Source organism: Robertmurraya korlensis NBRC 107688, assembly GCF_001591645.1.
GTDB lineage: Bacteria > Bacillota > Bacilli > Bacillales > Cytobacillaceae > Robertmurraya_A.
The window spans coordinates 577,862-603,974 of record NZ_BCVH01000001.1 but is presented as its reverse complement, the minus strand read 5'-3'; the positions used below and the strand labels follow the sequence as shown (position 1 = coordinate 603,974).

Here is a 26,113-nt window from a genome sequence, read left to right as displayed (position 1 = left end):
TTTAGAAAATTAAAAGCAAAACCTCCCCTTCTGGTAAAGATCTAAATGATTTCTTCATCTCCTTTCTCTAAGTTTCCTTAAATGACTGAACGTCATTCATAAAGTTGCAAATGGATAACCTTTTTATTTAATATACTCATACTTTTCATGTCTTTCCACTTCTTTGTTAGACTATCTAACATAAATCAACTACGCATCCTTTTGAAAGCGATTTCATGAGATTATCTTATTTCATGGTGGAAGCGATTGCAAGATATTTCTAATAAGAATATATTCTAAAAGGCAAATAAAAAACGACAAAATCAGTGTTTTTGTCGTTTTTTGTGTATCGGATTTTACTTATTTTAATGAAAATGACCTTTCTAAAAAACGGAAAAGTTCTTCTTTTGAGTCTTCAAGCTGCATTTCTTGATCTTTAGCTATATAAAAACGCTCTGCTGCATTTTCAACGAGGTTAATAATCATTTTCGACGTCCACTCCACGTGGAAACTACTAATAATTTCTTCATGGGCAATCGCATTCTGTAAAATTTCCTCAAACCATTGATAATAAGGCTTATAAATCGTTTCCCACGTTTCTAAAGAATATTCTAGAGCAAGCCCCGAATAACATAGAACAAGAACATCCTTGTACTCATCCGTAATTCGGTACGTTTCGTCAATAAACACCTTTATTTTCTCCCAAAAGGTCGATGTATCTACTACTCTCTTTTTTATATTACTAAGTGAATACACGAGTAAATTTTCAGCTATGGCTGGAATAAGAGCATTTTTCGATCGAAAATAGAGATAAAAAGTCCCCTGTGCAACACCAGCTTTTTTAACAATATCTGAAATGGATGTTTTGTCTAAACCCTTTTCAGAAATCACATGAATTGCTGCTTGTAAAATTTTATTATATTTTTCATTGGAGTGACTCATCATTACCACCTCAAAATGAATGAACTCCATTCATTTTACTATATTTAACTGTAAACGGGCAATGTTAGTCACTTATTCTAACAAAAAGTTCATTTATATATCGGATACCCAACAAATTTAAAATCTTTCCCCACTTGTGTGACTGAAGCATTGGAAAGCTCTACAGCATCCTTCATTTTATCTACTCCAGTACCTTCTAGGAACGAGGGAGATAGACTTCCACCGACTAATTTCGGTGCCATATAAAGAACAACTTTGTCAATCAATTGATTTTCAAAGAAAGAAGCATTAATTCCTCCTCCACCCTCGATAAATAAGGAAGATACAAGTTTTTCACCTAATAGGCTAACCACTTCCTTTGGATTTACTTGTTTTTCTCCAGAAGTATGAAACACAGTTATTCCTAAGGATTCTAATACGTTTTTCTTTTCTATGTCGTAGGCTTCACTAGTAAAAACCCATGTTTCTGCCTGTTTGTCTGTTATTACCTTAGCTTCAAGAGGAATTCTTAAGGTTGAATCCATAATGACTCGAATAGGATTGCGTCCATTTGGGATACGAGCTGTTAATTCCGGATCATCCTTAATTACGGTATTTACTCCAACTAATATGGCCATGTTTTGATTTCTTAGTTGGTGAACATCCTCTCTAGCCTCCCCTGAAGTAATCCATTTGCTATCAGAGGAGTGTGTCGCAATTTTTCCGTCCAGTGTAATTCCTGATTTTAATGTAACGAACGGCTTTTTTTGAACAATAAATTTATTAAATACTTCATTCATTCGTTGAGATTTTTCCATTCCTACCCCAACAACTACTTCAATTCCCGCATCCTTTAGGATTTTCACACCATTACCAGAAACAACAGGATTTGGGTCGAGGGTAGCGATAACCACCTTTTTAATACCTGCTTCTACAATCGCGACTGCACAAGGACCTGTTCTCCCATAATGAGAGCATGGTTCAAGCGTTACGTAGATGGTTCCGCCTTTTGCTTGTTCACCCGCCATTCGTAATGCATGGATTTCAGCATGCGGTTCACCTGCTTTTAAATGCGTACCAATCCCTACTACCCGGTTATTATTGACGATTACCGATCCAACTAATGGATTAGGATCGGTCTGCCCTTTCATCGCTACGGCATTATTCAATGCCAAATCCATATAAAATTCATCGTTAGTCATTTGGACAATTCCCCTCTTCTTCTAAATGGCCGGAACGTTTGATTTTTGTTTGAAGATAATTTTCATTGTACTCGGATACATCTCCCCATAAAGGCTTTCTGTCTGAGACTGTTAACCCAGCATTTTTTAAAGCTTCTAGCTTTTTAGGATTATTTGTCATAAGTGTAACTGGTTTAGAACGAAGTGCCTTAAGTACGTGAATGGCATCAGAATAATTTCTCGAATCATCCACAAATCCAAGACTCTCATTGGCATCAACCGTATCGTACCCATTTTCTTGAAGAATATAGGCCATTGCTTTACTAAATAAACCAATCCCTCTTCCTTCATGGTTGGCTAAGTAAAATAATGCTCCCGTTCCATGGTCGACAATCATTTTCATTGATTGTTTTAATTGGTACCCACAATCACATCGCTTGCTGCCGAAAATATCTCCGGTATGACAGATAGAATGCATTCGAATAATTGCTTCGTCCCCATAAGCAAAATCTCCATATGCTAGTACGCTCGATTGCTGTAGTTCTGCTAAATTAACAGAGGATAATTTATTAATAACTCTTTCGAAGTCTTCTGTTACTTCATCACAATTTAACCAACAATACCATTGAAAAACGACTGTTTCACCATAGAGGTTAACCGGTAGCTTTATCGGTCCTACTAAATAGATTGCTCCTTTATCCGTTCTAATTAATTGGATTTTATCTTCTAGTATAGAAAGAACTCTCGAGTCAAATTTTGTCTGTGTCAAATAGGTAACCCCTTTTCATTAAATCAGTTGTTATTATATTGTTTCTATTTATAATATTATAATAAACTAGCGTCAAGTAAGTTTTTTCCAAAACCGTATGATTAATAAATAGTAAAAATATTATCCCACAATTAGGTTTTTGTCTCTAACGAGAAAAACAAAAAAATCCATGCAGTATATTTATACCACAAGGATTTTCTACTTGGATATTTATAACACACTTGATCCCAGAGAAAAATAGGAACTACGTTCATAAAGTTCAACTTAAAAAGAGCTATTCGAATGATCGAATGGCTCTCTTTCTATTAATTAGTAAACATCGCGTTGGTAACGACCTTGCTTCTTCAAATCATTTAAATAGCTTTCAGCCTCTTCACGGGTAATCGAACCTTCCGTTTCAATAATGGTAATCAGAGCCTCATGTACATCCTTAGCCATATAGGTCTTATCTCCACATACATAGAAGTATCCACCTTTTTCAAGCCACTGATAAATTTCCTTACTATTTTCAAGCATTTTGTGTTGTACATACACCTTTTGCTCTGTATCACGAGAAAATGCCGTTTCTAGCTTTGTTAAAGAACCTTCCTTTACATAGCCTTCTAACTCTTCTTTGTATAAGAAATCAGTTTCAGCATGTTGGTCCCCAAAGAATAACCATGATTTACCTGAAGCTTTATTGACAGCACGTTCTTGAATGAATGAACGGAAAGGAGCAATACCTGTTCCTGGTCCAACCATAATAATATCTATTTCACCAGATTCAGGAAGATTAAAGTGCTTATTTTGTTGAATAAAAACTGGAATCGTATCCCCTTCATCTAATCGCTCCGCACATTGTACTGAACATACTCCCTTACGATCACGACCATGTGCTGTATATCTTACAGCACCAATTGTTAAGTGTACTTGCCCAGGATTAGCAACAAAACTGCTTGCAATAGAATAAAGGCGAGGTGGTAATTTTCTTAAAAGAGATACGATTTCTTGAGCTGATCCGTTCCATGGTCCGAAGTCATGTAACAAATCAAGTAAGTCACGTCCATCTACATATTCCTTTAATTCAGCTATATTTTCAGCGGCTACTAACCTCTTTAGCTCTTCGTTCTCTGTTAGTTCCGCAGCTTGTTGTAAAATCTTCTTGGTTAATAAAGTAATTTCGAAGTGAGTAGATAAAGCTTCTTTTAGTGGTTGTGTTGTACCCGCTTTATCAATAATTACAGGCGTTTCTGCATCCCACTTCATATCCTCAAGAATAGAAGCAACTAAATCAGGATCATTTTGCGGAAAAATCCCAAGACAGTCTCCCGGTACATAGGAAAGGCCAGAAGTTTCTAACGATAACTCAATATGTCTTGTTTCTTTATTTGAAGCAGGTCCATTTAAATTAATATTTTTAAGAACCTTTGCTTGAAATGGATTAGTTCTTGAATAAGCCATAGTCTCTTCCTTTTTTTGTTCTGAAATTTTATCTGCAGTTCGTTGCATGTTCGCCACCTCACAAATTTGTATAACAATACTATTATAACATTTTTTAATTTTTCAGAAACTTATTTTTATCAGTCTCTGATTATTAGTAATATGATGATGATTATAGCATAGTACCAAATGTATGGTACTAGTCACATTATAAGATTACCTTCATGGAAATTCAAATAAGAACCTCTCTAATGAGAAAGGCTCTCAAATTTTGCTTTATTAAAAGATCTCAGGCATTGTCTCCTAACCAACTTACGATCAAGTAAGCTCTTTTAACCTTCTTGTAAGTTCATTAAATCTAGTATCTAATTCTTTATAGGCTTGATCTTTAGGCGTCAAAAAGCTAAGTTTCCCAAGAACTTCTTGTCTCTCTGTTTCAAGCTTCAAGCATAATTCGTCTTTATTGCTCGTTTTATATGTTTCGTCACTTATTTGCTTATGAATAGTCTGATTTTCAATAACAAGTTTTGTATTCGTCGTCTTTTCAAGGAAGTATTGATCGTGTGAAACCATTAGTAGCGTACCACTATACTCTGCCAAAGTCCTTTCAAGCTGTTCTCGGGAAGGCAAGTCAAGATGATTAGTTGGTTCGTCTAATATGAGTACATCTTTTTCTTCTAGAATATATCTCATCAGTTTACACTTAACCCGCTCACCCATGCTCATATTCTTTAAGAGTTCTTTCCATTGAGAAGCTGTGAAACCTAAATGCTTCATTAGATTTTGAACTTTTCCTCTAGCTTCAAAGGTTTCCTTGTAAAAAATGTCTTCCGGTGTTTTTTCTAATGGTAAATCAAAGACTTCCTGCGTTAAATAACCAATCGTTGCTGACGGAGAAATCCATACTTCCCCTTTAGCCCTTTCTTGACCAAGCAGAATGTTTAACAAAGTTGTTTTTCCACTTCCATTCAGACCAGTTATAGAAATTTTCTCACCATGAAGAATGGTAAAATTGACATTTTGAAATAACACTCGACCTTCAAAATTCTTTGTTAAGTCCTTCACTTCTAAAAAACGTTTTCCAACCTTTTTATGATTTGCAATCGAAAAACGGACATCATACTCTGGTTCAACGCGCTCCACTCTCGTTTTTTCTAACTCTTTTTCAAGACGCTTTTGTTTTGACTTGACTTGGGCATCCATCCGTTTTGCTTTTACACGGTAATATTCTTTAAATCCTTCCTTTTTCGTGGACTGTGCATGTGCTTTCTGTGACCAAGAAGTGAGCTCATTCATTTGGGCTTCCATTCGTTTCACCATTTTTTGTTGTTTATCATATTCTCGCTGCTGCGATAGTCTTTTCTGTTCACGAGCTGATATATAACTAGAATAATTTCCTTTATGTTCAAAAACTTTAGTTCCTTCAATAGACCAAATTTTTGTAGTGATTTTATCTAAAAAATACCGATCATGTGAAACTAGAATTATTGAACCTTGATAATTTTTTATTTGCTCGATCAAGAGCTGTATACTTTGTTTATCTAAATGATTGGTAGGTTCATCCAATAACAAAAGGTCAGATTCTTTAGAAAAGCCATGTGCTAATCGATACTTTAGCTTTTCCCCACCGCTTAGATTTGAATAATCCGTGTGTATTGGCACTGTCCATTTTTTGTTAAAAACAGGTGACTCTCCCTCCACAAAAAAGACTTCCGTTTCTTGTTCGACTAAGGTCATATTTACCTTTCCTTCTACCCACTGAATATGTCCTTTAGTAGGAGCTAAATGGTTGGATATAACATGTAATAGGGTGGACTTCCCAGCACCATTTTTTCCTATAATACCTATAACATCCCCTTCATGAACATGAACATTTACATCTTTAAAAAGAATCACGTCGTTGATTTCATAGCTAACATCTATACATTTTAAAAGTTCTCTCATTATATCAACCCCTCGGTTTACAGGGAGAATAAAAAAATCCTCCCATCTGAATTGGAAGGATTAGTCGTAACATACACAATCAAATAAAGCTTTTCCGTAAAAAGCTGGCAACGTATAGGTCATGGGCAGACTAATCCTATTTTTTGTGTGATTTGAAATATAGAATTTCAAACGTTAAAAATAAAGATTAGTTCTTCATCGTTCACCCATCATCCCTTTCTAGCTATATGTAAAATTATAGCATATTTTAATTATTTATTAACTTATTCCATAAAAAAAATAAAGGCCCCTTGCTAAGCCTTTATTTTTTCAACTCGTCCTTATAAAATTCAACCCTGCTCTTCCCTTTGAGCTTTGCCTTATAGAGAGCCTTATCCGCATTTGATAATATACTTGGCACACTATCTCCATCCTTAGGGTAAACCGCAACTCCCAACGATGAGGATGCTTCAATTGTTTGGCCATTTAACAACCACGGCTTCTTTAAAGAATCACATAACATATCCGCGATAGGAATAATATAATGATCACTTGGTAAGTTAAGAACTATCGCAATAAACTCATCTCCCCCAATTCGTACGATTGGGTCCGTGAATCGAAGATTGGACTGAACCCGTCTTACGAATTGAATCAGTAATTGATCCCCTTTTTCATGCCCCATCGTATCATTAATATCTTTAAATGAATCAATATCAAGGTAAATAAAACCTACCTTCGTACCATTTATTTCAGAGTCTACTAGTATGTTCGGGAGTTTTTCCATTAAATAGCGTCTGTTATAAACACCTGTTAGCGCATCTTGGTAAGCAAGCTTTTCTAGGTATGATTCATTATTTTTCCGATCAGTGATGTCTCGAGCCGATATAATAATATGATCAAATACGCCATTATCTTTATTGACACCAGAGCAAACAGATTCGTACCATATATACTCTCCATCAGCTTTTTGTACTCGACATTCAATCTTATTTTTCAGAATATTGCTATCAACAATATCTTCAATCATTTGCTTCATTCTCCTTGCATCATCGGTATGAATGATTGGAAGCAATGGTTTACCAATGAACTCCTCAGCAGAGTAACCAAGTATATGTTCAAAGGAAGGAGATGTGTACTGAACGTTTCCTTTTTCATTAACCGTAATAATAATATCCTTCATATTTTCAGCAATTAATCGGTACTTCCTCTCACTTTCTTGAAGCTTAGCCTCAGCCTTTTTCCGCTCGGTTATGTTTCTACTAACAATGACTAAATGATGTCGCTCACCAAAGTCATCAAAAAAAGGAGTTTTGATGACTTCCCATACTTCACCCATAATGGTTTTTTCAATTTTTATCGCTGAACCTTTTTTCCAAGCATGTTCATCAGTACTCATGTTAAATTCAAAAGACTCTCTAAATTTTGGTTTTAGTTCTGCTAATTCCAAATCTGTTTTTCCTCGGTAGTCGATTTCTTCTATCTCATAAGCCTCTAAAACTTTTAGATTTGTTACTAACCACCTGCCAAATCCATCTTTGACAACGATAAACTCTTGTATCATGTCAATAAGAAAGCGAAGTTGTTTTTCATTTTCAAATAAGTTAAGTAGGTCCTCAGTTAGAATTGCCTTCGAATCAAATAACGAGAATGGATTCATGTTACTCATGCTATTCACCCTTCTCTAAAAATAAATAATTAGTATTTTTTAGTTATATATCCATTTTAGTATAAAAGACCTATAAATAGTATAGGAAATAAATTCTATTACTACTTAATATCTTCTAAGAAAGATCCATTTACAAGAGTTGTGATTCTGAAAAATAATGCCGTGTTAAAATACAAACAAAAAACCATTTGTAAGGTTACTGCTTACAAATGGTTCTTCTATTTATTGATTGTTAACATGATTTAATTTTAATATTCCAACTTTTGGAGTAACTTTAAATGCATCAGCTAGATCTTGAAGCTGTTGATCTGTAATCGTCTGTTTCTTTCCACCTTGTGAACAAATGATTGTGTAAACTTCAGCTGCCTTTTCAGCAGTTTCAATTAATCCGAATGTCTCGTCGATTGTTGTTCCAGCTCCAAATACTCCATGGTGTGGCCATAGTACAAGTCTTGCATTTTCCATCTTTTCAGCGGTTTCCTCGCCAATTGCATCTGTTCCTGGTACCATCCAAGGAATAATAGACACCCCATCAGGGAAAACAACGATACATTCTGTACACATCTCCCAAAGAGTTTTTGTAAAGTCCTTCTCGTCGAGACTGTGGGTAAAAGTCATTGCTAATAAATGAGTCGCGTGGCAATGCATGATTACACGATGGTTAGGATCTACAGCCAAGCGTTTCATATGGTTCATTAAATGAGTCGGTAATTCACTCGTTGCTACACCACCATCTTCAAAGCCCCAAAGAATGTCATAATGTCTTCCGTCCCCAGTGATTCGAATTAATCCAAGGTTAACTGCAGGGTCATTTGTAACGTTTTTAAAGTATTTCCCTGAACCAGTTACGATAAAATATCTCCCTGCAAGAGACGAAGCATCGAAATTCATTGGTATTGTACGAACCTCTGTTTCTGTATCTAAATAAGGATATACTTCTTCAGTTGTAAGTAGATAACTAATGTTGCCACCATTTCTTTCATCCCAACCTAAACGGTATAAGTTAGCTGTCGCATCTTTCATTTCCTTAACAAATTTTGATTGTAAAATATCTTTATTCATTATAATCACCTGTTTTCAGTATTGTTTTATGACTTTTGTTTTTATTTGTTTATACTATTATAATAAACTGAAACAAAAGTAAAATCAATAAAACAAAACAATAAATATTTGTTTATTTTTGTTTTGTTCATATTTCTGTCAAAAGTCCATACAAACACAATTTAATCGGTAGACCAAGAATATGTAAAACAGAATAACATGAGGAGTGAAACAATGATTCATAAAATACCATTGAATAATAAGAATCTACACGGTTTCCTGTAGTTGTTTTTGCCTTTTTCTATTAAAGGAGCACTGGTTTTCACTTGGAGACGGTCATGGAGTCCAAGGAGACGGGGAGGTTTCTGGAACAGCTATTGAATGTCTAATGGCTTCATTCGATAAATCAAAAAAACGGAAGTAACAATACATGCTTCCGTTTTCTTATTTAATTACTTTTGTTGTTTTCCGGTTTTAGCTACTTCAGTATTTGGAACAGACTGTGGAGAATGATGGTTGACACTTCCACCGTTTGGTGGCCCAAATGTATGACCATCATCCGTAATCTTTGCCCCTTTTGAAAAATCGTCCTTCGTTTTCAAATCCTTCACCTCCCATTATATTATGTGATAACCTCAGATTCTTATGAATTTGATTTGTATTCTGCCTGATATGAATTTGGTCCTGCATGGACAGACAAGAGAGTATCCGCATAACCAACCAGTCGATTTACGACTTCATCTGCAACACTGTAAACTAGTGAATGAAGTGATGGATCAAAGAGTCTATGGTCGTCAAAAATAATAGTCGTATTGATAAATATCTCTTTGTTTCCATATAAGTTGTAATGAATAATCACTTTACCAGCCGCCCCCCCACTCTGTGGATCCACGTAATGTTTCATAAATATATACCACTCTTCCGCTGTAGCCGATCGAAAGTTTTTCGTGAATTTTATTGTTTCTATTGCCTCTTCTATTTCCTTTCTTACTTGTATATCTATTACTGTTTTTGATTCTTTCATTTAGTAATCACACCTTTATACAAATTAAACTTAACCGTTATTTTTATTGTTACCTTATAGGGATTTATAAAGCACCTTTAAATGATGGAATTAAACCGAAACCAATTGGGAAACTTAGAGTTGGAGGAGGTGGTACATATGCCAAGAGTTGGAGTTGAGGAATCTTTATCAAATATCACAAGTGCCCTTCGTGATAAGGGATACGATGTGGTTGAACTAAAGCAAGAGGCTGATGTTCAAGGCTGTGATTGCTGCGTAGTTACAGGTTTAGACTCAAATGTAATGGGAATGTCAGATACTAGCATTCAAGGACCAGTAATTGAAGCTAACGGTTTATCAGCCGATGAAGTATGTCGTCAGGTGGACGAAAGAGTAGGAAGATAAGCAAGAAACAATATAAAATCGGTTGGGAGAACCCAACCGATTTTATATTTTAACCGTTTGTTTTGTAAACATCGGTGCTAATGCTTTTGTTTCATCCACATGTATAAAACAATCGTACCGTTCTGAGACTCTTGTTGGGACATAATTCCCTAAATGCTCAACTTCTGGATTGTATACTACGCCAATGGCACGATGTCCAATGACATCATTAAACAGTTCTCTGTTCTTTTCATCAAATACAATGTATTTATTAAAAGGACCCGCTTCATGGAGTAAATACTCCCAGCTGCCCTTCCTGGCATTCGGAACAGGAAGCTCCTCAACGGTTCCACCCCACTCGCGTGCCGCAATAACCGTTCCACGATGCGTACCAAATCCAACCGCGTACACACTATTTCCATATTTCTCTCGTAATAATTGACCTACATTTACTAATCCTTCCTTCGCCATATCTGTCGCACGAGCATCCCCTAGATGGGTATTATGTTCCCATACCACACATTTCGAATTTTTTGGATTGGAGGCTCTGATTTTTTCAATCGCTGTTACCATATGTCCATCTCTTATATTCCAGTCATCTGGGCCCCTTTTAGCCATGGCGCGATAATATCGTTCTGCATTTAACATGACCAAGCTGTTTATGTCTATATTTAAGCTTTGCTCGTGATCTCCATCATATTTGTGCTTATTTTGTTGTAAAGTCACTAAAACATTTAGCACCTCTTCTGTACAGCCTTCGCCATAAAAAGCGGCAGACACTGCATAGTCTTCTGCTTTACGATTAAATGGTTCAAAGCATTCGAATGCTTTTTTTGCAGGTTCCACAAGAGAAGGTGCAACTGTTTTTAGCTGATGAATAATTTCATCCATTGACTCCCAAAGACTGTACACATCGATTCCGTAAAAACCTACTTGAGCTTGTTTCCTTTCATTATGTTGCTTTAGCCAACCAATAAAATCTAATACTTCTTCATTTGCCCACATCCAGGTAGGCCATCGATTAAAGTTTGTAAAGGCATCCCTCAGCTCCCCATCCCGGTAGCCCTTCACATATTCATTAACCGTAAAACATGAGGGCCAATCTCCCTCGACGGCCACAAAGGAAAAACCCTTTTCTTCAATTAATCTCTTAGTGATTTCAGCACGAACAGTATAAAATTCACTTGTTCCGTGGGTTGCCTCTCCTAATAAAACAAAGTCTGCTTCACCAGCTTTATCAACAATATCTGATAAACCCTCATAAGAATCAAAACGAACGGAATGATTTTCAATATCTTTAATCCTTTTGTCAGTTATTCTCATATGTACCCTCCTATCTTATTTTTATTTTCTCCTTATAAAAGATGAACTAGCATGGAAAATCCTGCAGAACTCAAAAAGCATAAGCTAGGGAAAATTGTCAAAGGCTATTGAAAAAAGGAGTTGATATGGTTGAAAAAAAATAACGAATACTTAACCAATGCAGCTAGGCAAAATCAAGTAACCATCCAAAATGGAGGAGACTTTCCTAATTTAAAAAATATCCCCGGGGACTCAGTTGATGAACACAAGGATCAAGAAGTGGCCAATCAAATGATCACTGGAGATGAAATTAAACAGCAAAATGAAAACTTATAAAAGCACCCAATAAGGGTGCTCCACGACTAAAGATCAGCCCATACCTGGCTGATGGCTTTTTAACTGTTTATTAATGATATCATCTCTTTCTCCGCCATCTGCTAGTTCTTCTGAAAACTCATGTGAGTTAGAAGGATTGTTTCCGACAAGATTAGAAGTACGAATGGTTTTAGGAGAAAGATTATTATTTGGTGCTCCTTGTTCATTCCAATCACTCATATTACTACCTCCTACTTTGTTTTTTGTACATTATAGGTTTCTGCGCTACACTAAAACTATGCATATGAAAAGAGAAAGTGGTGTAAATATGACAAATCAAGAAATTGAACAAAAGATATCAGAGCTTAAAATTGAATATGTACAAATTCAAAACGATATTGAGAAGCTCGAAACCTTTAATCAATCGATCGAACAGCTGGAAACAAAACTTCAGGAAATTGAATCAGAGTTAGCGTACTTTCACTCCATGGAAGACTAATAAACAAAAAAAGTGGTTCGTCCAATTGGTCGTCAAATCATTTTAGTTTACATAATAATATTATTGTAAATAAAAAGAGTGATTACTTAAAAAACGAGCAGCATTCGCTGCTCGTCCCTATTAACGACGGTGTTGGACTAGGTCAATAACCCCTAAGACGATATGTGCTAAGCCGAAACCAAAAACGGTATTCGCAACCATTTTGTTTGAACCTCGTTTTTGTTTCAATGCATACCCAGTGGCAGTCACAGCAGAACCTAATGCAGTTGGAATTAACCCTTCGCGTATATTCATCGCTCAAATCCCTCCACACATCGTTATTTGGTGATGTAACACCCTTCTTATTGTGCTCTTCGGTTGGGTTGTTATGCTTTCTTCTTTATTTGATCCAGCTCTCGAAAAACTTTTCATATCCCTTTTTCATCACCGTACTAGAGAATGCACTAAACGCATATTCCCGATTGGAGCTAGACGATTGAATAGGAGAACTTAATGCCATGTTCACAAGCTCAAACCAATTCTTCTCATTACCAGCAAATGAGTGTGGTGCACTTATATGGTTGTAGCAAGGATGTTCTGGCTTTACAACAATCTTGCCCATTGCAAGCGCCTCTGTTAGTGGCATGGCAAAAGTATCAAACCTTGAACTGCTCCAATACACCTTGGATGAGTTCATCAAAGTAAAGACCTCATCTTGTGTAAGTGCAAACTTTAACTTTACGTTTGATGGGATATCATATTTCTTCATACTTTCTCTATAGCGCTCCCCACCAAAAACCATATAAACCTCCGTTTGAGGGTTTTGTTTTGCATAATCAATCACGAGATCTGGACGCCTGTTCTCTTCATCTCTTCCAATCCAAAGGAGACGGTTGTTTACTACTTGTGAGGGATCATAGTACTTGTTTGCAAGCCCCTCATTGAATCCAATCGGTATCACTGTCACATCGTGAACGCCGAAATTCCTCGCCATTTCTCCTTTTAAAAATTCTGTTTGGACGATAGCCTTGTCTACTATCGAGTAAAATGGCTTCATCATTTCATATCCCGTTAGCGCTGGATCTGGAAAGCTATGTGGAAATAAAACACTATTTTTTAAGAACATTTTTAAAAAGGTAAACCCTGAGACCGTATATATCACATGGTCAATATTTTGGGAATAGATTTGGTCTAAGACGATATCATAATTGACAAGATCTCCTTTTTCATGTTCATATCCTGGAAGCCAATCATATCCACTTACATGTCTTTCAGGGGAAATGAATACGATTTCTACTCCGAGTTCACTGGCAATTGCTTTTAAACGTTCAGCAAATATGCGAGGACCCTGCGCTTCACTATACTGTATTTTTCTCATTACTAAACCGACTTTTGTCATTTGTTTCATCCCCAATACTTAATTTCAATAAAATGATTTTATCATACTTATGAAGCAAATCATTTTGATAAAAATCAATTACTTGCTAAAATACAACTGTTCATTATTTAGGAAAACGAAAGAAGATGATAAATATGAGTGATTATAGAAACATCCCTCTTTCTGTATTGGATTTAGTACCCATCGTACAGGGAGGTTCTGCCTCACAAGCTTTAAGTAATTCAGCCGCTCTAGCAAAGCATGTAGAATCATTGGGTTATCATCGCTTTTGGCTAGCAGAGCATCATAATATGCCAGGGATTGCAAGTGCCGCAACATCAGTCGTTATCTCTCATGTGGCAGGACATACTTCAACCATTCGTGTTGGTTCAGGTGGAATCATGCTACCTAACCATGCTCCCCTTGTCATTGCAGAACAGTTTGGTACACTAGACGCATTGTTTCCTGGGCGAATTGATTTAGGACTCGGTCGCGCTCCAGGGACAGATCAAGTCACGGCACATGCACTTAGAAGAGATCGAAGAAGTGATGGGAATGATTTCCCTGAACAGCTTGAGGAATTACAATCCTACTTCCTACCAAGTGGTGATAAAAGGGTTCGTGCCTTTCCTGGAGAAGGACAACAAATTCCTATCTGGCTATTAGGTTCCAGTGGATTTAGTGCGCAGCTAGCTGGACAACTAGGGCTTCCGTTTGCCTTTGCTAGTCATTTTTCTCCCTTATATACCTTACCTGCTTTGCAATTGTACCGAGAGCATTTCCGTCCATCTAAAGTGTTAGACAAGCCTTATGCAATGGTGGCTGCAAATGTTGTTGCTGCAGATACTTTCGAAGAAGCGAAAAAACTAGCGACAAGCATGCAGCAGCAATTTCTTAATCTCATAAGAGGAACCCCTGGTCAGCTTCCACCACCAGTAGATAATATGGATGAGGTTTGGAGTCCTTATGAAAAGGCAACTCTCATACAGCAATTTGGTGAACCAATTGTTGGTGACCGGGTCATGGTAAAAGCAAAGATCGAAGAGTTTTTAAATGAGACACAGGCGGATGAACTAATGATTCACACACAAATTTTTGACCATTATGCAAGACTGAAGTCTTACGAAATTGTAGCAGAAGCTTTAAAAAAATAATAATAAAAAGGAGTTGCTTACTAGCAGCTCCTTTTATACTATTGTAGATGCTTCGGTACGTTATAATCATGGTCCTTATTTTTTACCTCTTTAAACAATTCATTTTCGGTTTGTGAAGCCTCTTGTTTCGGACGTTTCGGAGCACTAGTATCTGATAATACAAGTGCCTCTAAAAAAGTCTTGATCGTTTGTACATCTTGTTGTAGAGATTCAAATTGCTTAGTGGTAACAGGCTGTGCCGATGGTTTTAATATAAAACCAATTTGTCCATTTGGTTCTAGTGTAGCCCATTCCACATCGGTTAATTTACTAACATTTGCTTGCCTTAATGACATTTCAAGCTGATCAACTGTCATTCGAACCTTCTTTATATTTTTTTCATTTAATTGTCCTTTTTCAATTAGTATTTTTGCTTTACCAGTAATGAATTTTTCAAATTTATCCGACTTCACCTGAAGAAGCTCCATAACAAAAAGAGTTGCCACAAGAACTCCACCAACACCAAAGGTTTCAAATAATCCATTTCCAGTAACCGGTTGGACTAGAAGTGAACCTAACCCAATCATAATGACTGTTTGTGCAAGAGTCATTTGTGATATTGACTTCCGTCCTGCTACACGTAAAAGAAAGGTACCTACAAGAACAATGAGAACTGCTTTCCATACCCAACTATATTCCAACATTCATCCTCCTCGTTGTCGAATTTCGTTGGGAATAGTTTTCCTAAGGCATTAGCTTTTAATTCAATAAATAGGAAGATACATAAACTTTATCATTATATATGCAGCTAGCCTAGTCGTCATATCCCGGATATCCTTTGATGGGTCGACTTCAACAATATCCATTGCCATTACCTTTGGATGGTTAGCAGCAATTTCTATTGAAGTAAGTAGTTCTCTACTCGTCAGGCCACCGGGACCAACGGCGGGGCAGCCAGGAGCAAAGGCTTGATCCACGACATCCATATCTACGGACAAGTAAATGCAATCTACCTCTTTCTCTAACCGAGTCAATTCGGTTGAAAGAATTGAAGGCAATCCTACTTTTTCTATGGCACCCATTGAGTAAACATGTATCCCTTTTTCTATTGTATAATCATGATAAACTTTCGAATTGGAGAAATCTCTAATTCCCATTTGGACTAGATGCTCTCCCTTTAGATGTCCACCTTCAATCAAGCTTCGAAAAGGAGTACCATTTGTTCTTCCGCCATTTTCAAAGCTTCGTACATCATGATGGGCATCCCATTGAATGACTCCTACTCGACCCATCTTTTCAGAAAAGGCACGAACCGATGGAAAAGTGACTCCATGGTCACCCCCTAAGAGAACATACCGTTCACAAGCATTAACCTCAAGCATGTCTGACACACTTTTATACAACCGTTCGGTAGATTCAGTTAAATCAGTTGGATGAGTTAGACAATCACCAAAATCTATAATTTTCACATAATTAAAGTCTTGATCTACTTCAGAAGAAAAAGTGGTGAAGCTTTTCAAATGAGAGCGAATTTTTTGCGGTGCCTCAGCTGCCTGCGAAAGGGAAATGGATGTTTTTGATAAAGGAAGACCAATTATGCCAATCTGTCCTTTATCACCTAAAACAAACGGAGAGATTGTTTCGGAAACCTTTGTCACATGTCGATCTTGAAAAATAGCTTCTTTCCCAAAGTTTACATACTCAAAGCTCATATTTCTTCCTCCGTACCTTTTCCCCAGCGATATAGACGGAGTGTACATGATTCACTCCAAAATGATACGGAAGATATTGATAATTGGGTATCTCCCATACTACAAAATCGGCCTGTGCACCAGTAGTCAGCGTTCCAGCCACATCCTCTTTCCCAATGGCAAAGGCAGCGTTTACTGTAACGGCGTTCCAAATCTCCTCCGCCGACATATTTAACTTTAATGCCGCTAAGGACATAATCATTTGAAGATTCTCCGTTACGCAGCTACCAGGATTAAAGTCCGTTGCCAATGCAACCGCTACTCCTGTATCAATCATTTTTCTCGCCTTTGCATACTGCTCTTTCCCGAGGTAAAAGGTAGTGCCAGGCAATAATACCGCCACTGTATCACTTTTGCCCAACTGTTTAATTCCCTCTTCAGAAGCAGCTACCAAATGATCGGCACTGGTTGCTCTTACTTTTACCGCTAACTCGGTTCCACCTAGAGAATCAATTTCATCTGCATGAATCTTCATGCCAAAACCGAGCTTCTTCCCTGCTTCTAAAAATGCTTTAGATTGCTCGACGGTGAAAACACCCGTTTCACAAAAAATATCTACATAGTCTGCAAGTGAATGTTCTTTTATCTCCTCTAACATTGAGATCATTTCTTCTAGAAACAGATCACTTTTCCCTTTGAACTCAGGCGGAACAGCGTGAGGACCTAGAAAAGTGGAAACGATTCGGATTGGATACTTTTCCTGAAGTTTCTTCATTACCTTTAACTGTTTAAGCTCCGTTTCTCGATCAAGTCCATAGCCGCTTTTTCCTTCCACCGTTGTTACACCGTAAGAAATTATCCGTTCTAGATGAAAGGAGGACTTCAAAAACAACTCCTCTTCGGTACTATTTCTCGTAGATTGGACGGTAGATAGAATTCCGCCACCAGAGGCTAGTATATCTAAATAAGGAACCCCCGCTTGCTTTAATGCCAATTCATTTTCACGGGATCCTCCAAATACGAAATGTGTATGTGGATCTACTAAACCAGGGGATACGACTTTGCCCTGTACATCTAGATAAGAAATCGCTTCCAGCTTCTCCCCTTCTTCTGATTGACCAATCCATGCAACCTTTCCATCTTTTACAGCCATCGCCGCTTTCTCAATGACCTGTAGATGCTTCATTTCTTCGCCCTTTAGTGGACGAGATGTGGAAGCCGGTAGAAGTAGCTGTCCGATATTAAATAATAGTAAATCATACATTGCTATCACCCTCTCTAAATATCAGTTCTTATGGCGGAGCATCGGAATATCAACGTTTTTTTCTCTTGCCACTTCTATGGCTTTCTCGTACCCAGCGTCGGCGTGGCGAACAATCCCCATTCCTGGATCGGTTGTTAGTACACGCTTTAATCTTTCGTCGGCTAGTTTTGTCCCATCAGCTACAGCAACCATACCGGCATGAAGGGAATAGCCCATTCCTACACCACCTCCGTGATGAACAGAAATCCACGATCCCCCAGCGGCCACATTGAGTAATGCATTTAATATGGCCCAATCCCCTATCGTATCACTCCCATCCTTCATTGCTTCTGTCTCCCTATTTGGTGATGCAACTGAGCCACAATCCAAATGGTCACGCCCGATTACGATTGGTGCTTTGAGCTCCCCTTTACGAACCAAATCATTAATGGCAAGACCCATTTTTACACGCTCTCCATAGCCCAACCAGCAAATGCGAGCCGGGAGCCCTTGAAAGCTAACCTTCTCTTGAGCCATAGTAATCCACCTTTGTAAAGGTTCATTTTCAGGAAAAAGCTCTTTAATTAACTGATCGGTTCGGTAAATATCTTCTGGGTCTCCCGATAGAGCAGCCCAGCGAAAAGGTCCCTTTCCTTCGCAAAACAACGGCCGAATATATGCAGGAACAAAACCTGGAAAATCAAATGCATGACGTTCTCCTTCATCAAACGCAACCTGACGGATGTTATTTCCGTAATCAAAAGTAACTGAACCTCTCTGTTGAAACTCAAGCATTGCTTGCACATGAGACTTCATAGATTTCTTTGCCAAACTTATATATTGATTTGGATCTTGAACACGGAGTTCTTTAGCTTCTTCAAGTGAAAGGCCACTTGGTATATAACCGTTTAATGGATCGTGAGCGGATGTTTGATCCGTAACGATGTCAATAGCAATATGTCGCTGTAACAGTTCATGATGAATATCTGCAGCATTACCAACCAGTGCGACAGATAAAGGGTAACCGTTTGCTTTTGCCTCTTGTGCCCAGGCAATTGCTTCATCTATTGAATGTGTGACTCGGTCACAATAATTTGTTTTGATTCGTTTCTGCACCCGCTCATTATCGACCTCCACCGCGATACAAACTCCCCGATTCATCGTGACTGCTAAAGGCTGAGCCCCTCCCATTCCACCCAAACCCGCAGTTAATGTGATGGTCCCTTGTAGGGAACCACCGAAATGCTGCCTTGCTAATTCGCCAAATGTTTCATAAGTACCCTGTAAAATCCCTTGTGTTCCGATATATATCCAGCTACCAGCTGTCATTTGTCCGTACATCATCAGCCCTTTTTGATCCAGCTCGTGAAAATGATCCCAGTGCGCCCATTTAGGAACAATGACTGAATTGGATAAAAGGACACGAGGTGCAGCAACATGCGTTTTAAAAACGGCTACCGGTTTTCCTGATTGAATGAGCATCGTTTCATCGTTTTCCAGTCTTTTTAATGTTTCAACAATTGCATCAAAAGCTTCCCAATTCCGAGCTGCTTTCCCAATCCCACCGTAAACCACAAGTTCCTCCGGTTTCTCGGCCACATCTGGATCTAAATTATTACAAAGCATACGAAGAGCCGCTTCTTGTTCCCATCCCTTGCACTCTAAGTTGTTGCCTCGTTTGGCTATCACTACACGTTTTTGATTTGCATTCATTGAATAATTCCTCCTTTTTTCCAATTAGAGTTGCTGTTCGGTCGGGTCCCGACTAATAACCCAACTCCTTTTGTTTCAACCATGCTGTCATTTCCTCAATATCCTTTGAAAACACACGATCACTATCAATCGATGGGACAATTTTTCTTGCTTCTTTATAAAAAAACATGGTAGTCGGAGCCATTTTTTCAATTCCACGGTATTGTACAGCTTGAAGAGCACAGATGCATTCGATTGCTAAAACACGACGGACATTTTGAATAATCATATAAGCGTGACGTGAAGCAATGGTTCCCATGCTTACGTGGTCTTCTTGGTTAGCTGAGGAAGGGATGGAGTCAACACTTGCAGGATGAGCTAAGGTTTTGTTTTCTGAAACGAGAGAAGCCGCGCAATACTGCATGATCATTGCTCCTGATTGTAGACCCGGCCGGGGACTTAAAAACGGTGGGAGATCATTTAATCCTGGATTCACAAGTCGCTCAATTCGTCGTTCTGATATATTGGCCAGCTCAGCCATGGCAATTTTCATAAAGTCCATAGCAAACGCAATTGGCTGACCATGGAAATTACCACCTGAAATAACCATGTCCCCACTATCAAAAATAAGCGGGTTATCAGTTGCTGCATTCATTTCAATTTCTAGCTTTTCTTTCACATAATCTAGTGCTTGTAACGTTGCGCCATGGACCTGAGGTATGCACCGTAAAGAATACGCATCCTGGACTCGCTTTTCACCTTGGCTAGTTATTAGCTTACTTTCTTTAAGGAGCTCACACATTCTAGCCGCAACTTCAGTCTGTTGAACATATCCACGCGCTTCATGTATCGCAGGATGAAAGGCATCGATAATTCCTTCCAACCCCTCCATCGTCATAGCTGCGATCATTTCACTTTGATAAAATAATCTCATGGATTCAATCCAATTAATGACCCCTTGTGCAGTCATTGCTTGTGTTCCATTTATTAATGCCAACCCTTCCTTTGCCTTCAACGTAATCGGTTGAATTCCCTTTTCTTTTAGTAGATCTTTTGTTTGATATATTTGACCTTTAAAATGTACTTGACCCTCACCGATAAGAACGAGCGCTAAATGGGATAAGGGTGCTAGGTCTCCTGATGCACCTAAGGAACCCTGTTGTGGCACAACCGGATGAATTCTCTCATTTAGTAAGGTTTTAAGTTGGTTAACAATCTCCACCCTTACTCCGGAAAAACCTTTGAGAAGAGCATTTAAACGGAGGAGTACCATTGCACGTGAGACCACTTCCGGAAATGGATCACCCACTCCACACGCGTGGGAACGAATTAAGTTTAACTGCAAATCGTTTACATCTTTTTCCGCAATCATGACATCACTAAATTTTCCAAAACCAGTAGTAATCCCATATATCGTTCGCTTATTTAATACGATATCATCAACAGATTGTCGAGACGCCTCTACTTTCCTTCTGCTCGATTCTGCTATTTCTACCATTGCATACCCATAGCAAATATCTTTTACTTGCGAAAGGGTTAAGGATTGACCTGTTAATACAACCTTCATGATGCTCCCTCCAACTTCACCTCTATAAGTGATTATCTAAAGATATATTCTGAAAGTTTTTATAATTCTATTGTAAGGGGGGGATTTCAGAAAGGTCAATGAAAAATTGGTAAATTTTAGTATATTAGAATGGTAGTTTACTACCCTGTTAAAGGGACATAGAATGACCAAAATAAGAAATACCAGCTACATATGTATGCTGGCATTTCCTATCAAATACTATATTAAAATATCTTTTTCTGATTTCTTTCTTCCTTCACTAACTCAACAGCTTCCCGGAACCTTTGTGAGTGAACAATCTCTCTTTCCCTTAAAAAGCGAAGGGAATCATTTAAATCTGGATCATCTGACATATTTATAATCCATTGATAAGTAGCACGTGCCTTTTCTTCTGCTGCAATATCCTCGTATAAATCCGCTATCGGGTCACCTTTTGCTTGAATATAGGATGCTGTAAAAGGTACTCCTGCCGCGTTGTGGTAAAAGATTGCTGAATCATGATTTGCATAATGCTCTGAAATACCTGCTGCTTTTAATTGTTCCGGAGTAGCATCCTTTGTTAATTTATAAATCATGGTTGCAATCATTTCCAAATGTGCAAATTCCTCTGTTCCAATATCAGTTAAAAGGCCAATCACCTTATCTGGAATGGTGTATCTTTGATTTAAGTATCTTAATGCAGCAGCCAACTCTCCATCTGCGCCACCATACTGTTCTATTAAAAATTTTGCTAAGGTTGGATTACAGGTCGTTACCTTTACCGGATATTGTAGCTTCTTCTCATATACCCACATTTTCTTCTCCTCCCTTTTTTACACCTGCCAGGGCCACGGAGTCGTTCCCCAGCTCCATTTTGCATCCGTATAACTATTTCCGTATTGAAGAAGGGGACCAAACTCTGCCTCAAACTGTTGCTTAAGCTGTTTACTGTATTGGGCATATTGATTAAACTGCTGCATTGCTTGTTGATCTGTTTGGTGTGTATCTAAGTACAATGTGAGTTCTACCAGAGCGAAGTCAATCGCTTGGATTTCTTCCATTAATTGATAATATCTTTCAGGAAGCTGCTTCACTTATCCTCCCTCCTTTTTACTTCATATGGATTGTCATAATAATCATAAAAAATAGGCCATAAGGTGCCTTTTCGTAATGCTTCTTTTGGGGAGTATTGCGGAAGATTAGGTGGTTGAAATCCTACATATAGATTTGGTGGTGTTGAGTAATATTTAACTCCAATCGGACGACAAGGATCAAAAGGACTGTGGTATGGCTGATACGTTTTTGTTTTTGTAAACATTTGTTTAGGCTGATTAGCCATAATTTTCACCTCTTTTAACACAGTTTTTTAAAATATACTCGATTGCTGCTTGTCACTATGTCTAAAAAGTTCTTTTCCATGAATTCGTATGTTTTCCGATCCACCTACATATTTTTTTACAAACTATCTCGGATAAGAGGTGTGTGCTTATGCAAAAGGAAAAGTTATTCAAGACGAAAGACGATTTAATTGAAGGCCTTAGAAAAAAGCAAAAAAAAGATGGCTCGTGGAGGTTTTGTTTTGAAGGAAGTTTGATGACAAATGCTTATATGATTATTTTGCTACGATCGTTGAACATCCAATCGGAGGAGACACTCATTAAACAGCTGGTGCATGAAATATGTAAAAGACAAGAGAACAATGGCGCATGGAAGCTTTATTATGATGAAAGATTTGGAAATTTATCCTATACGATAGAATGTTATTTTGCCTTACTCTATTCAGGTTACTTACCAAGTAATTCAGATGTTCTACAAAGGGCCAAAACGTTTATCCTAAATAATGGCGGCCTTCAAAAAGCGGAATGGCTAACAAAAGCGATGTTAGCATGTACGGGGCAAATATCTTGGCCATCCATTATTAAATTGATTCCAATTGAAATCATGCTTTTACCATCTTGGTCTCCCATTTCAATTTTTGATATTGTTGGCTATGCAAGAGCTCACTGGGTTCCCATCATTATTTGTTCTAATAAACGATTTAAGAATGTAGATCCACATTGTCCCTCCCTTGAATATTTAAATATAAATAGGGAGGAGGATCAGTCACTAGTAGACGAGCGATCCATGAAATTTATTTCGAATATTAAATCAGAAGCTATGAAACTTGCACAAATACCCGAGAGAATTCGAGAAGAGTCCTTTCAAAAAGGTGAAGCATATATGCTAGAAAGAATAGAGTCGAACGGAACTTTATATAGTTATTTTAGCTCTACCTTTTTTATGATTTACTCCCTATTAGCTCTCGGTTACAAAAAAGATCACTCTATTATTCTAAATGCCATCGAAGGGATGAAGTCTTTTCTTTTTCAAGAGAACGAGCTCTTTTATATTGAAAATTCACCTTCTACGGTTTGGGATACAGCCCTAATCACTAGTGCCTTACATCTCGCAGGTGTAGATAATTCCGATCCAATGATCCTAAGCTCTACTGACTATATATGCAACCATCAACACACAACCTTCGGCGATTGGGCTATAAACTGTCCAGATACCCCACCTGGTGGTTGGGGCTTTTCACCCATTAACATCTTGGTTCCAGATGTTGATGATACGACCGCCGCATTGCGCGGAATTGCACCTCTAACTTCTACAAAAGCAATTCCTTCAATTTTTTGGGATAAAGGGACTAATTGGGTTCTTTCGATGCAGAACAAAGATGGCGGGTGGCCAGCTTTTGAAAAAAACATTACGAACAAGTGGCTTTCCTTTATCCCCTTTCGGTACGAGGATCGGGTGTTATTTGATCCATCCACCGCTGACTTGACAGGTAGAACACTTCATTTTCTTGGAGAATACACGGATATTGACCTACATTCTTTACCAATAAAAAAAGGGATTAACTGGCTAACGAATCATCAGTTACAGGATGGATCGTGGTATGGCAGATGGGGAATCTGCTATATTTATGGTACTTGGGCTGCCTTGACCGGTTTATTAGCGTGTGGAGTTAACCGATCTGCCCCGTCCATCAAACGAGCAATAAACTGGTTAATTTCCATTCAAAACAATAATGGCGGATGGGGTGAATCATGCTCTAGTGACATGAAGAAGAAATATACTCCACTATATGCGAGTACTCCATCGCAAACTGCATGGGCACTAGATGCACTGATTTGTTACTTTGATAAACCAACAAAAGAAATAGAAAACGGAATACAATTTCTTGTATCATCTTTAGAAAAAACCAATTGGACAATGGATTATCCAACAGGTGGAGGCTTGCCGGGGGGATTTTATATTCATTATCATAGCTATAACTACATTTGGCCACTTCTTACCATTTGCAATTATGAGCGGAAGTATATAAAGAAACCTAGCGAATAAGACCATTCATGCATAACTAATTCTTTACTGTGGAAAATACCTCTTAGGTAGTCTTACTAAGGAGGTATTCGAATGGACACTTTTACAAGGCATAAGTTACTAAAAAATCATGATGGAGAATATGAACTCATTCTTTATCTTGACGATACATTAACAGAATTTTCACAGGAGCTAGGAACAAAGTCATCTATACGCTTTGATATTATCAGGCAAGCAACACTTTTGCTAAACAATCGTTATCCTTCTATAAGAATTACAGTTGTAAAGGTAATACTAGGTGGTTTCGTAATTAGCACTTTGCCAGTTGCAGCTGATCGAGCCTTTGCAAATACCTCCATTCAGCAATCAGATTCTAACTTCTTTTACTCTGTTGCTCCTGGCGATACTCTATGGGGATTAAGCAAGAGGTTTGGGACATCAGTTGATCTGATTAAAACAGCGAATAACCTCCCTTCCGTGACGTTAACCATTGGCCAAATGCTCGTTATTCCAAAAGCAATACATACGGTCCAATCTGGAGATACTCTATATAGTTTATCGAGAAAATACAATACGACCGTTGATAACATAAAAGAAGCAAACCAATTGACATCCACGAATCTTTCTATTAATCATAAATTGATTATTCCAGCTGTGTTAGAAATACCACAAACACCAATTGCTACAGAATCCACATCCGTACCTACCAGTATTACCCACACGGTTGTTGCTGGAGATACACTTTATAGCATTTCCAAAAAATACAATACCACAGTGGATGCTCTAAAAAAGAATAACCAATTAACGAGTGATGTATTAAGTTTGGGACAAAGATTAACGATTCCTTCAACACAAACAGTAGCACCAATTCCCGAACCGACTACTACTACCCCAACCCTCCCTGATACGTATACGGTTGTTAGTGGGGATAGTTTGTATTCAATCGCATTAAAGTTTGGATTAACGGTTGATGAGCTAAGAGCTCGTAACCAATTAGTTAGTGATGTATTACGGATTGGGCAAGTCTTAAATATAAGTGATAAAGCCGTCTCCTCACCTATCAGTACAGTTAGCTTTACCACACATAAAGTTCAATCTGGTGATTCGATTTGGAGTCTAAGCATAAAGTATGGAATTCCACAGTCTGAACTGTTACAAGTAAATGGGTTAACCACATCAAGTATGCTTTCAATCGGACAAGAGCTACGAGTCCCAGTTCACAATATACCAGTAAAAGAAACCGTCAGTCCGAATCATGGTGAATTGTTAAATTGGTGGACGGAAGCGCAATATGTATTTACAATTGGCAAAGTAGCAAAGGTAACAGATCTTGCTACAGGGAAAACATTTTCAATAAAAAGGACCATCGGTGCGAACCATGCCGATTGTGAAACGGTAACAGTGAGCGATTCAAATACCGCCAAAGGCATTTGGGGTGGTTACTCCTGGACACCACGAGCGGTCATTATTGAAGTGGATGGTAGAAAACTGGCTGCAAGCATGAGCTTCTACCCCCATGAGAGGGAATACATTATGGATAACGGGATAACAGGACATTTCGATGTGTATTTTTCAGACAGCACAAGACATATTGATGGCAAATCAGATCCTTCTCATCAGGTCCAAGTGGAACAGGCTGCTGGAGTCAGATAAAAAGAAACAAGGAGCTCTTGAGAAAGCTCCTTG

General features: G+C 38.0%; 27 protein-coding genes and 1 pseudogene. 7 read left to right on the top strand and 21 right to left on the bottom strand.

The window, feature by feature from the left end:
* Window positions 1-339 precede the first annotated feature (339 nt).
* From BKO01S_RS03045 to rhaD, 7 genes are all read right to left on the bottom strand, one after another.
* Window positions 340-924, bottom strand: a complete 585-nt coding sequence (locus BKO01S_RS03045; RefSeq protein WP_066048404.1) for a TetR/AcrR family transcriptional regulator — start codon at window positions 922-924, stop codon at window positions 340-342.
* Window positions 925-1,010: 86 nt separating this feature from the next.
* Window positions 1,011-2,102 carry a bifunctional diaminohydroxyphosphoribosylaminopyrimidine deaminase/5-amino-6-(5-phosphoribosylamino)uracil reductase RibD gene (ribD, locus tag BKO01S_RS03040; protein ID WP_066048403.1) on the bottom strand — a complete coding sequence of 364 codons (1,092 nt, stop codon included), beginning with the start codon at window positions 2,100-2,102 and terminating at the stop codon, window positions 1,011-1,013.
* Window positions 2,095-2,850 (bottom strand): GTP cyclohydrolase II, encoded by a 756-nt coding sequence (locus BKO01S_RS03035; RefSeq protein ID WP_066048401.1) that lies wholly within the window; start codon window positions 2,848-2,850, stop codon window positions 2,095-2,097. The genes ribD and BKO01S_RS03035 overlap by 8 nt, the downstream gene beginning before the upstream one ends.
* Window positions 2,851-3,159: 309 nt before the next feature.
* Entirely contained in the window at window positions 3,160-4,338 is a 1,179-nt protein-coding gene (locus BKO01S_RS03030) for a sulfite reductase subunit alpha (RefSeq protein ID WP_066048398.1), read from the bottom strand.
* Window positions 4,339-4,587: 249 nt separating this feature from the next.
* Window positions 4,588-6,213 carry a ribosomal protection-like ABC-F family protein gene (gene abc-f / locus BKO01S_RS03025; RefSeq protein WP_066048395.1) on the bottom strand — a complete coding sequence of 542 codons (1,626 nt, stop codon included), beginning with the start codon at window positions 6,211-6,213 and terminating at the stop codon, window positions 4,588-4,590.
* Between the two features lie 301 nt (window positions 6,214-6,514).
* A complete protein-coding gene (locus BKO01S_RS03020; protein WP_066048392.1) occupies window positions 6,515-7,858 on the bottom strand; it encodes a sensor domain-containing diguanylate cyclase in 1,344 nt (447 codons plus the stop codon).
* Window positions 7,859-8,080: 222 nt separating this feature from the next.
* The gene (gene rhaD, locus BKO01S_RS03015; protein WP_066048389.1) at window positions 8,081-8,920 is read right to left on the bottom strand and encodes a rhamnulose-1-phosphate aldolase; all 840 of its coding nucleotides are present in this window, start codon (window positions 8,918-8,920) and stop codon (window positions 8,081-8,083) included.
* A 264-nt stretch (window positions 8,921-9,184) separates the two neighbouring features.
* On the opposite strand from rhaD, the pseudogene BKO01S_RS24770 reads away from it, so the two are divergent.
* Window positions 9,185-9,302: pseudogene (locus BKO01S_RS24770) on the top strand (acetamidase/formamidase family protein); the annotation flags it as partial.
* A 49-nt stretch (window positions 9,303-9,351) separates the two neighbouring features.
* Here BKO01S_RS24770 and BKO01S_RS24215 read toward each other — a convergent pair.
* Together BKO01S_RS24215 and BKO01S_RS03010 are read right to left on the bottom strand one after the other, a co-directional pair.
* Window positions 9,352-9,501, bottom strand: a complete 150-nt coding sequence (locus BKO01S_RS24215; protein WP_157077270.1) for a hypothetical protein — start codon at window positions 9,499-9,501, stop codon at window positions 9,352-9,354.
* A 41-nt stretch (window positions 9,502-9,542) separates the two neighbouring features.
* Window positions 9,543-9,923 carry a hypothetical protein gene (locus tag BKO01S_RS03010; protein WP_066048386.1) on the bottom strand — a complete coding sequence of 127 codons (381 nt, stop codon included), beginning with the start codon at window positions 9,921-9,923 and terminating at the stop codon, window positions 9,543-9,545.
* A gap of 138 nt (window positions 9,924-10,061) precedes the next feature.
* Between BKO01S_RS03010 and BKO01S_RS03005 the strand changes: the two genes are divergently transcribed.
* The gene (locus tag BKO01S_RS03005; RefSeq protein ID WP_066048381.1) at window positions 10,062-10,307 is read left to right on the top strand and encodes a YkuS family protein; all 246 of its coding nucleotides are present in this window, start codon (window positions 10,062-10,064) and stop codon (window positions 10,305-10,307) included.
* A gap of 42 nt (window positions 10,308-10,349) precedes the next feature.
* Here BKO01S_RS03005 and BKO01S_RS03000 read toward each other — a convergent pair whose 3' ends face one another.
* Window positions 10,350-11,609, bottom strand: coding sequence for an erythromycin esterase family protein (locus tag BKO01S_RS03000; protein ID WP_066048379.1), 1,260 nt, complete (start codon window positions 11,607-11,609; stop codon window positions 10,350-10,352).
* Between the two features lie 129 nt (window positions 11,610-11,738).
* Between BKO01S_RS03000 and BKO01S_RS02995 the strand changes: the two genes are divergently transcribed.
* Entirely contained in the window at window positions 11,739-11,924 is a 186-nt protein-coding gene (locus BKO01S_RS02995; protein ID WP_066048376.1) for a hypothetical protein, read from the top strand.
* Between the two features lie 33 nt (window positions 11,925-11,957).
* On the opposite strand, the gene BKO01S_RS02990 is transcribed toward BKO01S_RS02995, so the two are convergent.
* Complete coding sequence (locus tag BKO01S_RS02990; protein WP_066048373.1) at window positions 11,958-12,143, bottom strand: hypothetical protein; 186 nt, start codon at window positions 12,141-12,143, stop codon at window positions 11,958-11,960.
* Window positions 12,144-12,231: 88 nt separating this feature from the next.
* On the opposite strand from BKO01S_RS02990, the gene BKO01S_RS24560 reads away from it, so the two are divergent.
* A complete protein-coding gene (locus BKO01S_RS24560; protein WP_198158754.1) occupies window positions 12,232-12,402 on the top strand; it encodes an SE1832 family protein in 171 nt (56 codons plus the stop codon).
* Window positions 12,403-12,522: 120 nt separating this feature from the next.
* Here the strand turns inward: BKO01S_RS24560 and BKO01S_RS02985 are convergent, their stop codons facing one another.
* A complete protein-coding gene (locus tag BKO01S_RS02985; RefSeq protein WP_066048370.1) occupies window positions 12,523-12,696 on the bottom strand; it encodes an asparagine synthase in 174 nt (57 codons plus the stop codon).
* Between the two features lie 85 nt (window positions 12,697-12,781).
* On the bottom strand, window positions 12,782-13,780 hold the full coding sequence (locus BKO01S_RS02980; RefSeq protein WP_066048367.1) for a glycosyltransferase: 999 nt from the start codon (window positions 13,778-13,780) through the stop codon (window positions 12,782-12,784).
* A gap of 134 nt (window positions 13,781-13,914) precedes the next feature.
* Between BKO01S_RS02980 and BKO01S_RS02975 the strand changes: the two genes are divergently transcribed.
* Window positions 13,915-14,913: an LLM class flavin-dependent oxidoreductase gene (locus BKO01S_RS02975; protein WP_066048364.1), complete on the top strand. Its 999-nt coding sequence runs from the start codon at window positions 13,915-13,917 to the stop codon at window positions 14,911-14,913.
* Window positions 14,914-14,951: 38 nt separating this feature from the next.
* Here BKO01S_RS02975 and BKO01S_RS02970 read toward each other — a convergent pair whose 3' ends face one another.
* The 8 genes from BKO01S_RS02970 to BKO01S_RS02935 form a co-directional block, all read right to left on the bottom strand.
* A complete protein-coding gene (locus tag BKO01S_RS02970; RefSeq protein ID WP_066048363.1) occupies window positions 14,952-15,593 on the bottom strand; it encodes a DUF421 domain-containing protein in 642 nt (213 codons plus the stop codon).
* Between the two features lie 63 nt (window positions 15,594-15,656).
* Entirely contained in the window at window positions 15,657-16,604 is a 948-nt protein-coding gene (gene hutG / locus BKO01S_RS02965) for a formimidoylglutamase (RefSeq protein ID WP_066048360.1), read from the bottom strand.
* Window positions 16,594-17,847 (bottom strand): imidazolonepropionase, encoded by a 1,254-nt coding sequence (gene hutI, locus BKO01S_RS02960; RefSeq protein WP_066048357.1) that lies wholly within the window; start codon window positions 17,845-17,847, stop codon window positions 16,594-16,596. Before hutI ends, hutG begins: the two co-directional genes overlap by 11 nt.
* Before the next feature lie 21 nt (window positions 17,848-17,868).
* A complete protein-coding gene (hutU, locus tag BKO01S_RS02955; protein WP_066048354.1) occupies window positions 17,869-19,539 on the bottom strand; it encodes a urocanate hydratase in 1,671 nt (556 codons plus the stop codon).
* Window positions 19,540-19,591: 52 nt separating this feature from the next.
* A complete protein-coding gene (hutH, locus tag BKO01S_RS02950) occupies window positions 19,592-21,085 on the bottom strand; it encodes a histidine ammonia-lyase (RefSeq protein WP_066048351.1) in 1,494 nt (497 codons plus the stop codon).
* A 224-nt stretch (window positions 21,086-21,309) separates the two neighbouring features.
* Window positions 21,310-21,879 (bottom strand): spore coat protein CotJC, encoded by a 570-nt coding sequence (cotJC, locus tag BKO01S_RS02945; protein WP_066048348.1) that lies wholly within the window; start codon window positions 21,877-21,879, stop codon window positions 21,310-21,312.
* Window positions 21,880-21,897: 18 nt separating this feature from the next.
* Window positions 21,898-22,158 carry a spore coat protein CotJB gene (locus tag BKO01S_RS02940; RefSeq protein ID WP_066048345.1) on the bottom strand — a complete coding sequence of 87 codons (261 nt, stop codon included), beginning with the start codon at window positions 22,156-22,158 and terminating at the stop codon, window positions 21,898-21,900.
* Window positions 22,155-22,403: a spore coat associated protein CotJA gene (locus tag BKO01S_RS02935; protein WP_157077268.1), complete on the bottom strand. Its 249-nt coding sequence runs from the start codon at window positions 22,401-22,403 to the stop codon at window positions 22,155-22,157. The genes BKO01S_RS02940 and BKO01S_RS02935 overlap by 4 nt, the downstream gene beginning before the upstream one ends.
* 149 nt (window positions 22,404-22,552) lie before the next feature.
* On the opposite strand from BKO01S_RS02935, the gene BKO01S_RS02930 reads away from it, so the two are divergent.
* The gene (locus BKO01S_RS02930) at window positions 22,553-24,448 is read left to right on the top strand and encodes a terpene cyclase/mutase family protein (RefSeq protein WP_066048342.1); all 1,896 of its coding nucleotides are present in this window, start codon (window positions 22,553-22,555) and stop codon (window positions 24,446-24,448) included.
* A 72-nt stretch (window positions 24,449-24,520) separates the two neighbouring features.
* Window positions 24,521-26,080, top strand: coding sequence for a muramidase family protein (locus BKO01S_RS02925; protein ID WP_066048339.1), 1,560 nt, complete (start codon window positions 24,521-24,523; stop codon window positions 26,078-26,080).
* The last annotated feature ends 33 nt before the right edge of the window (window positions 26,081-26,113 follow it).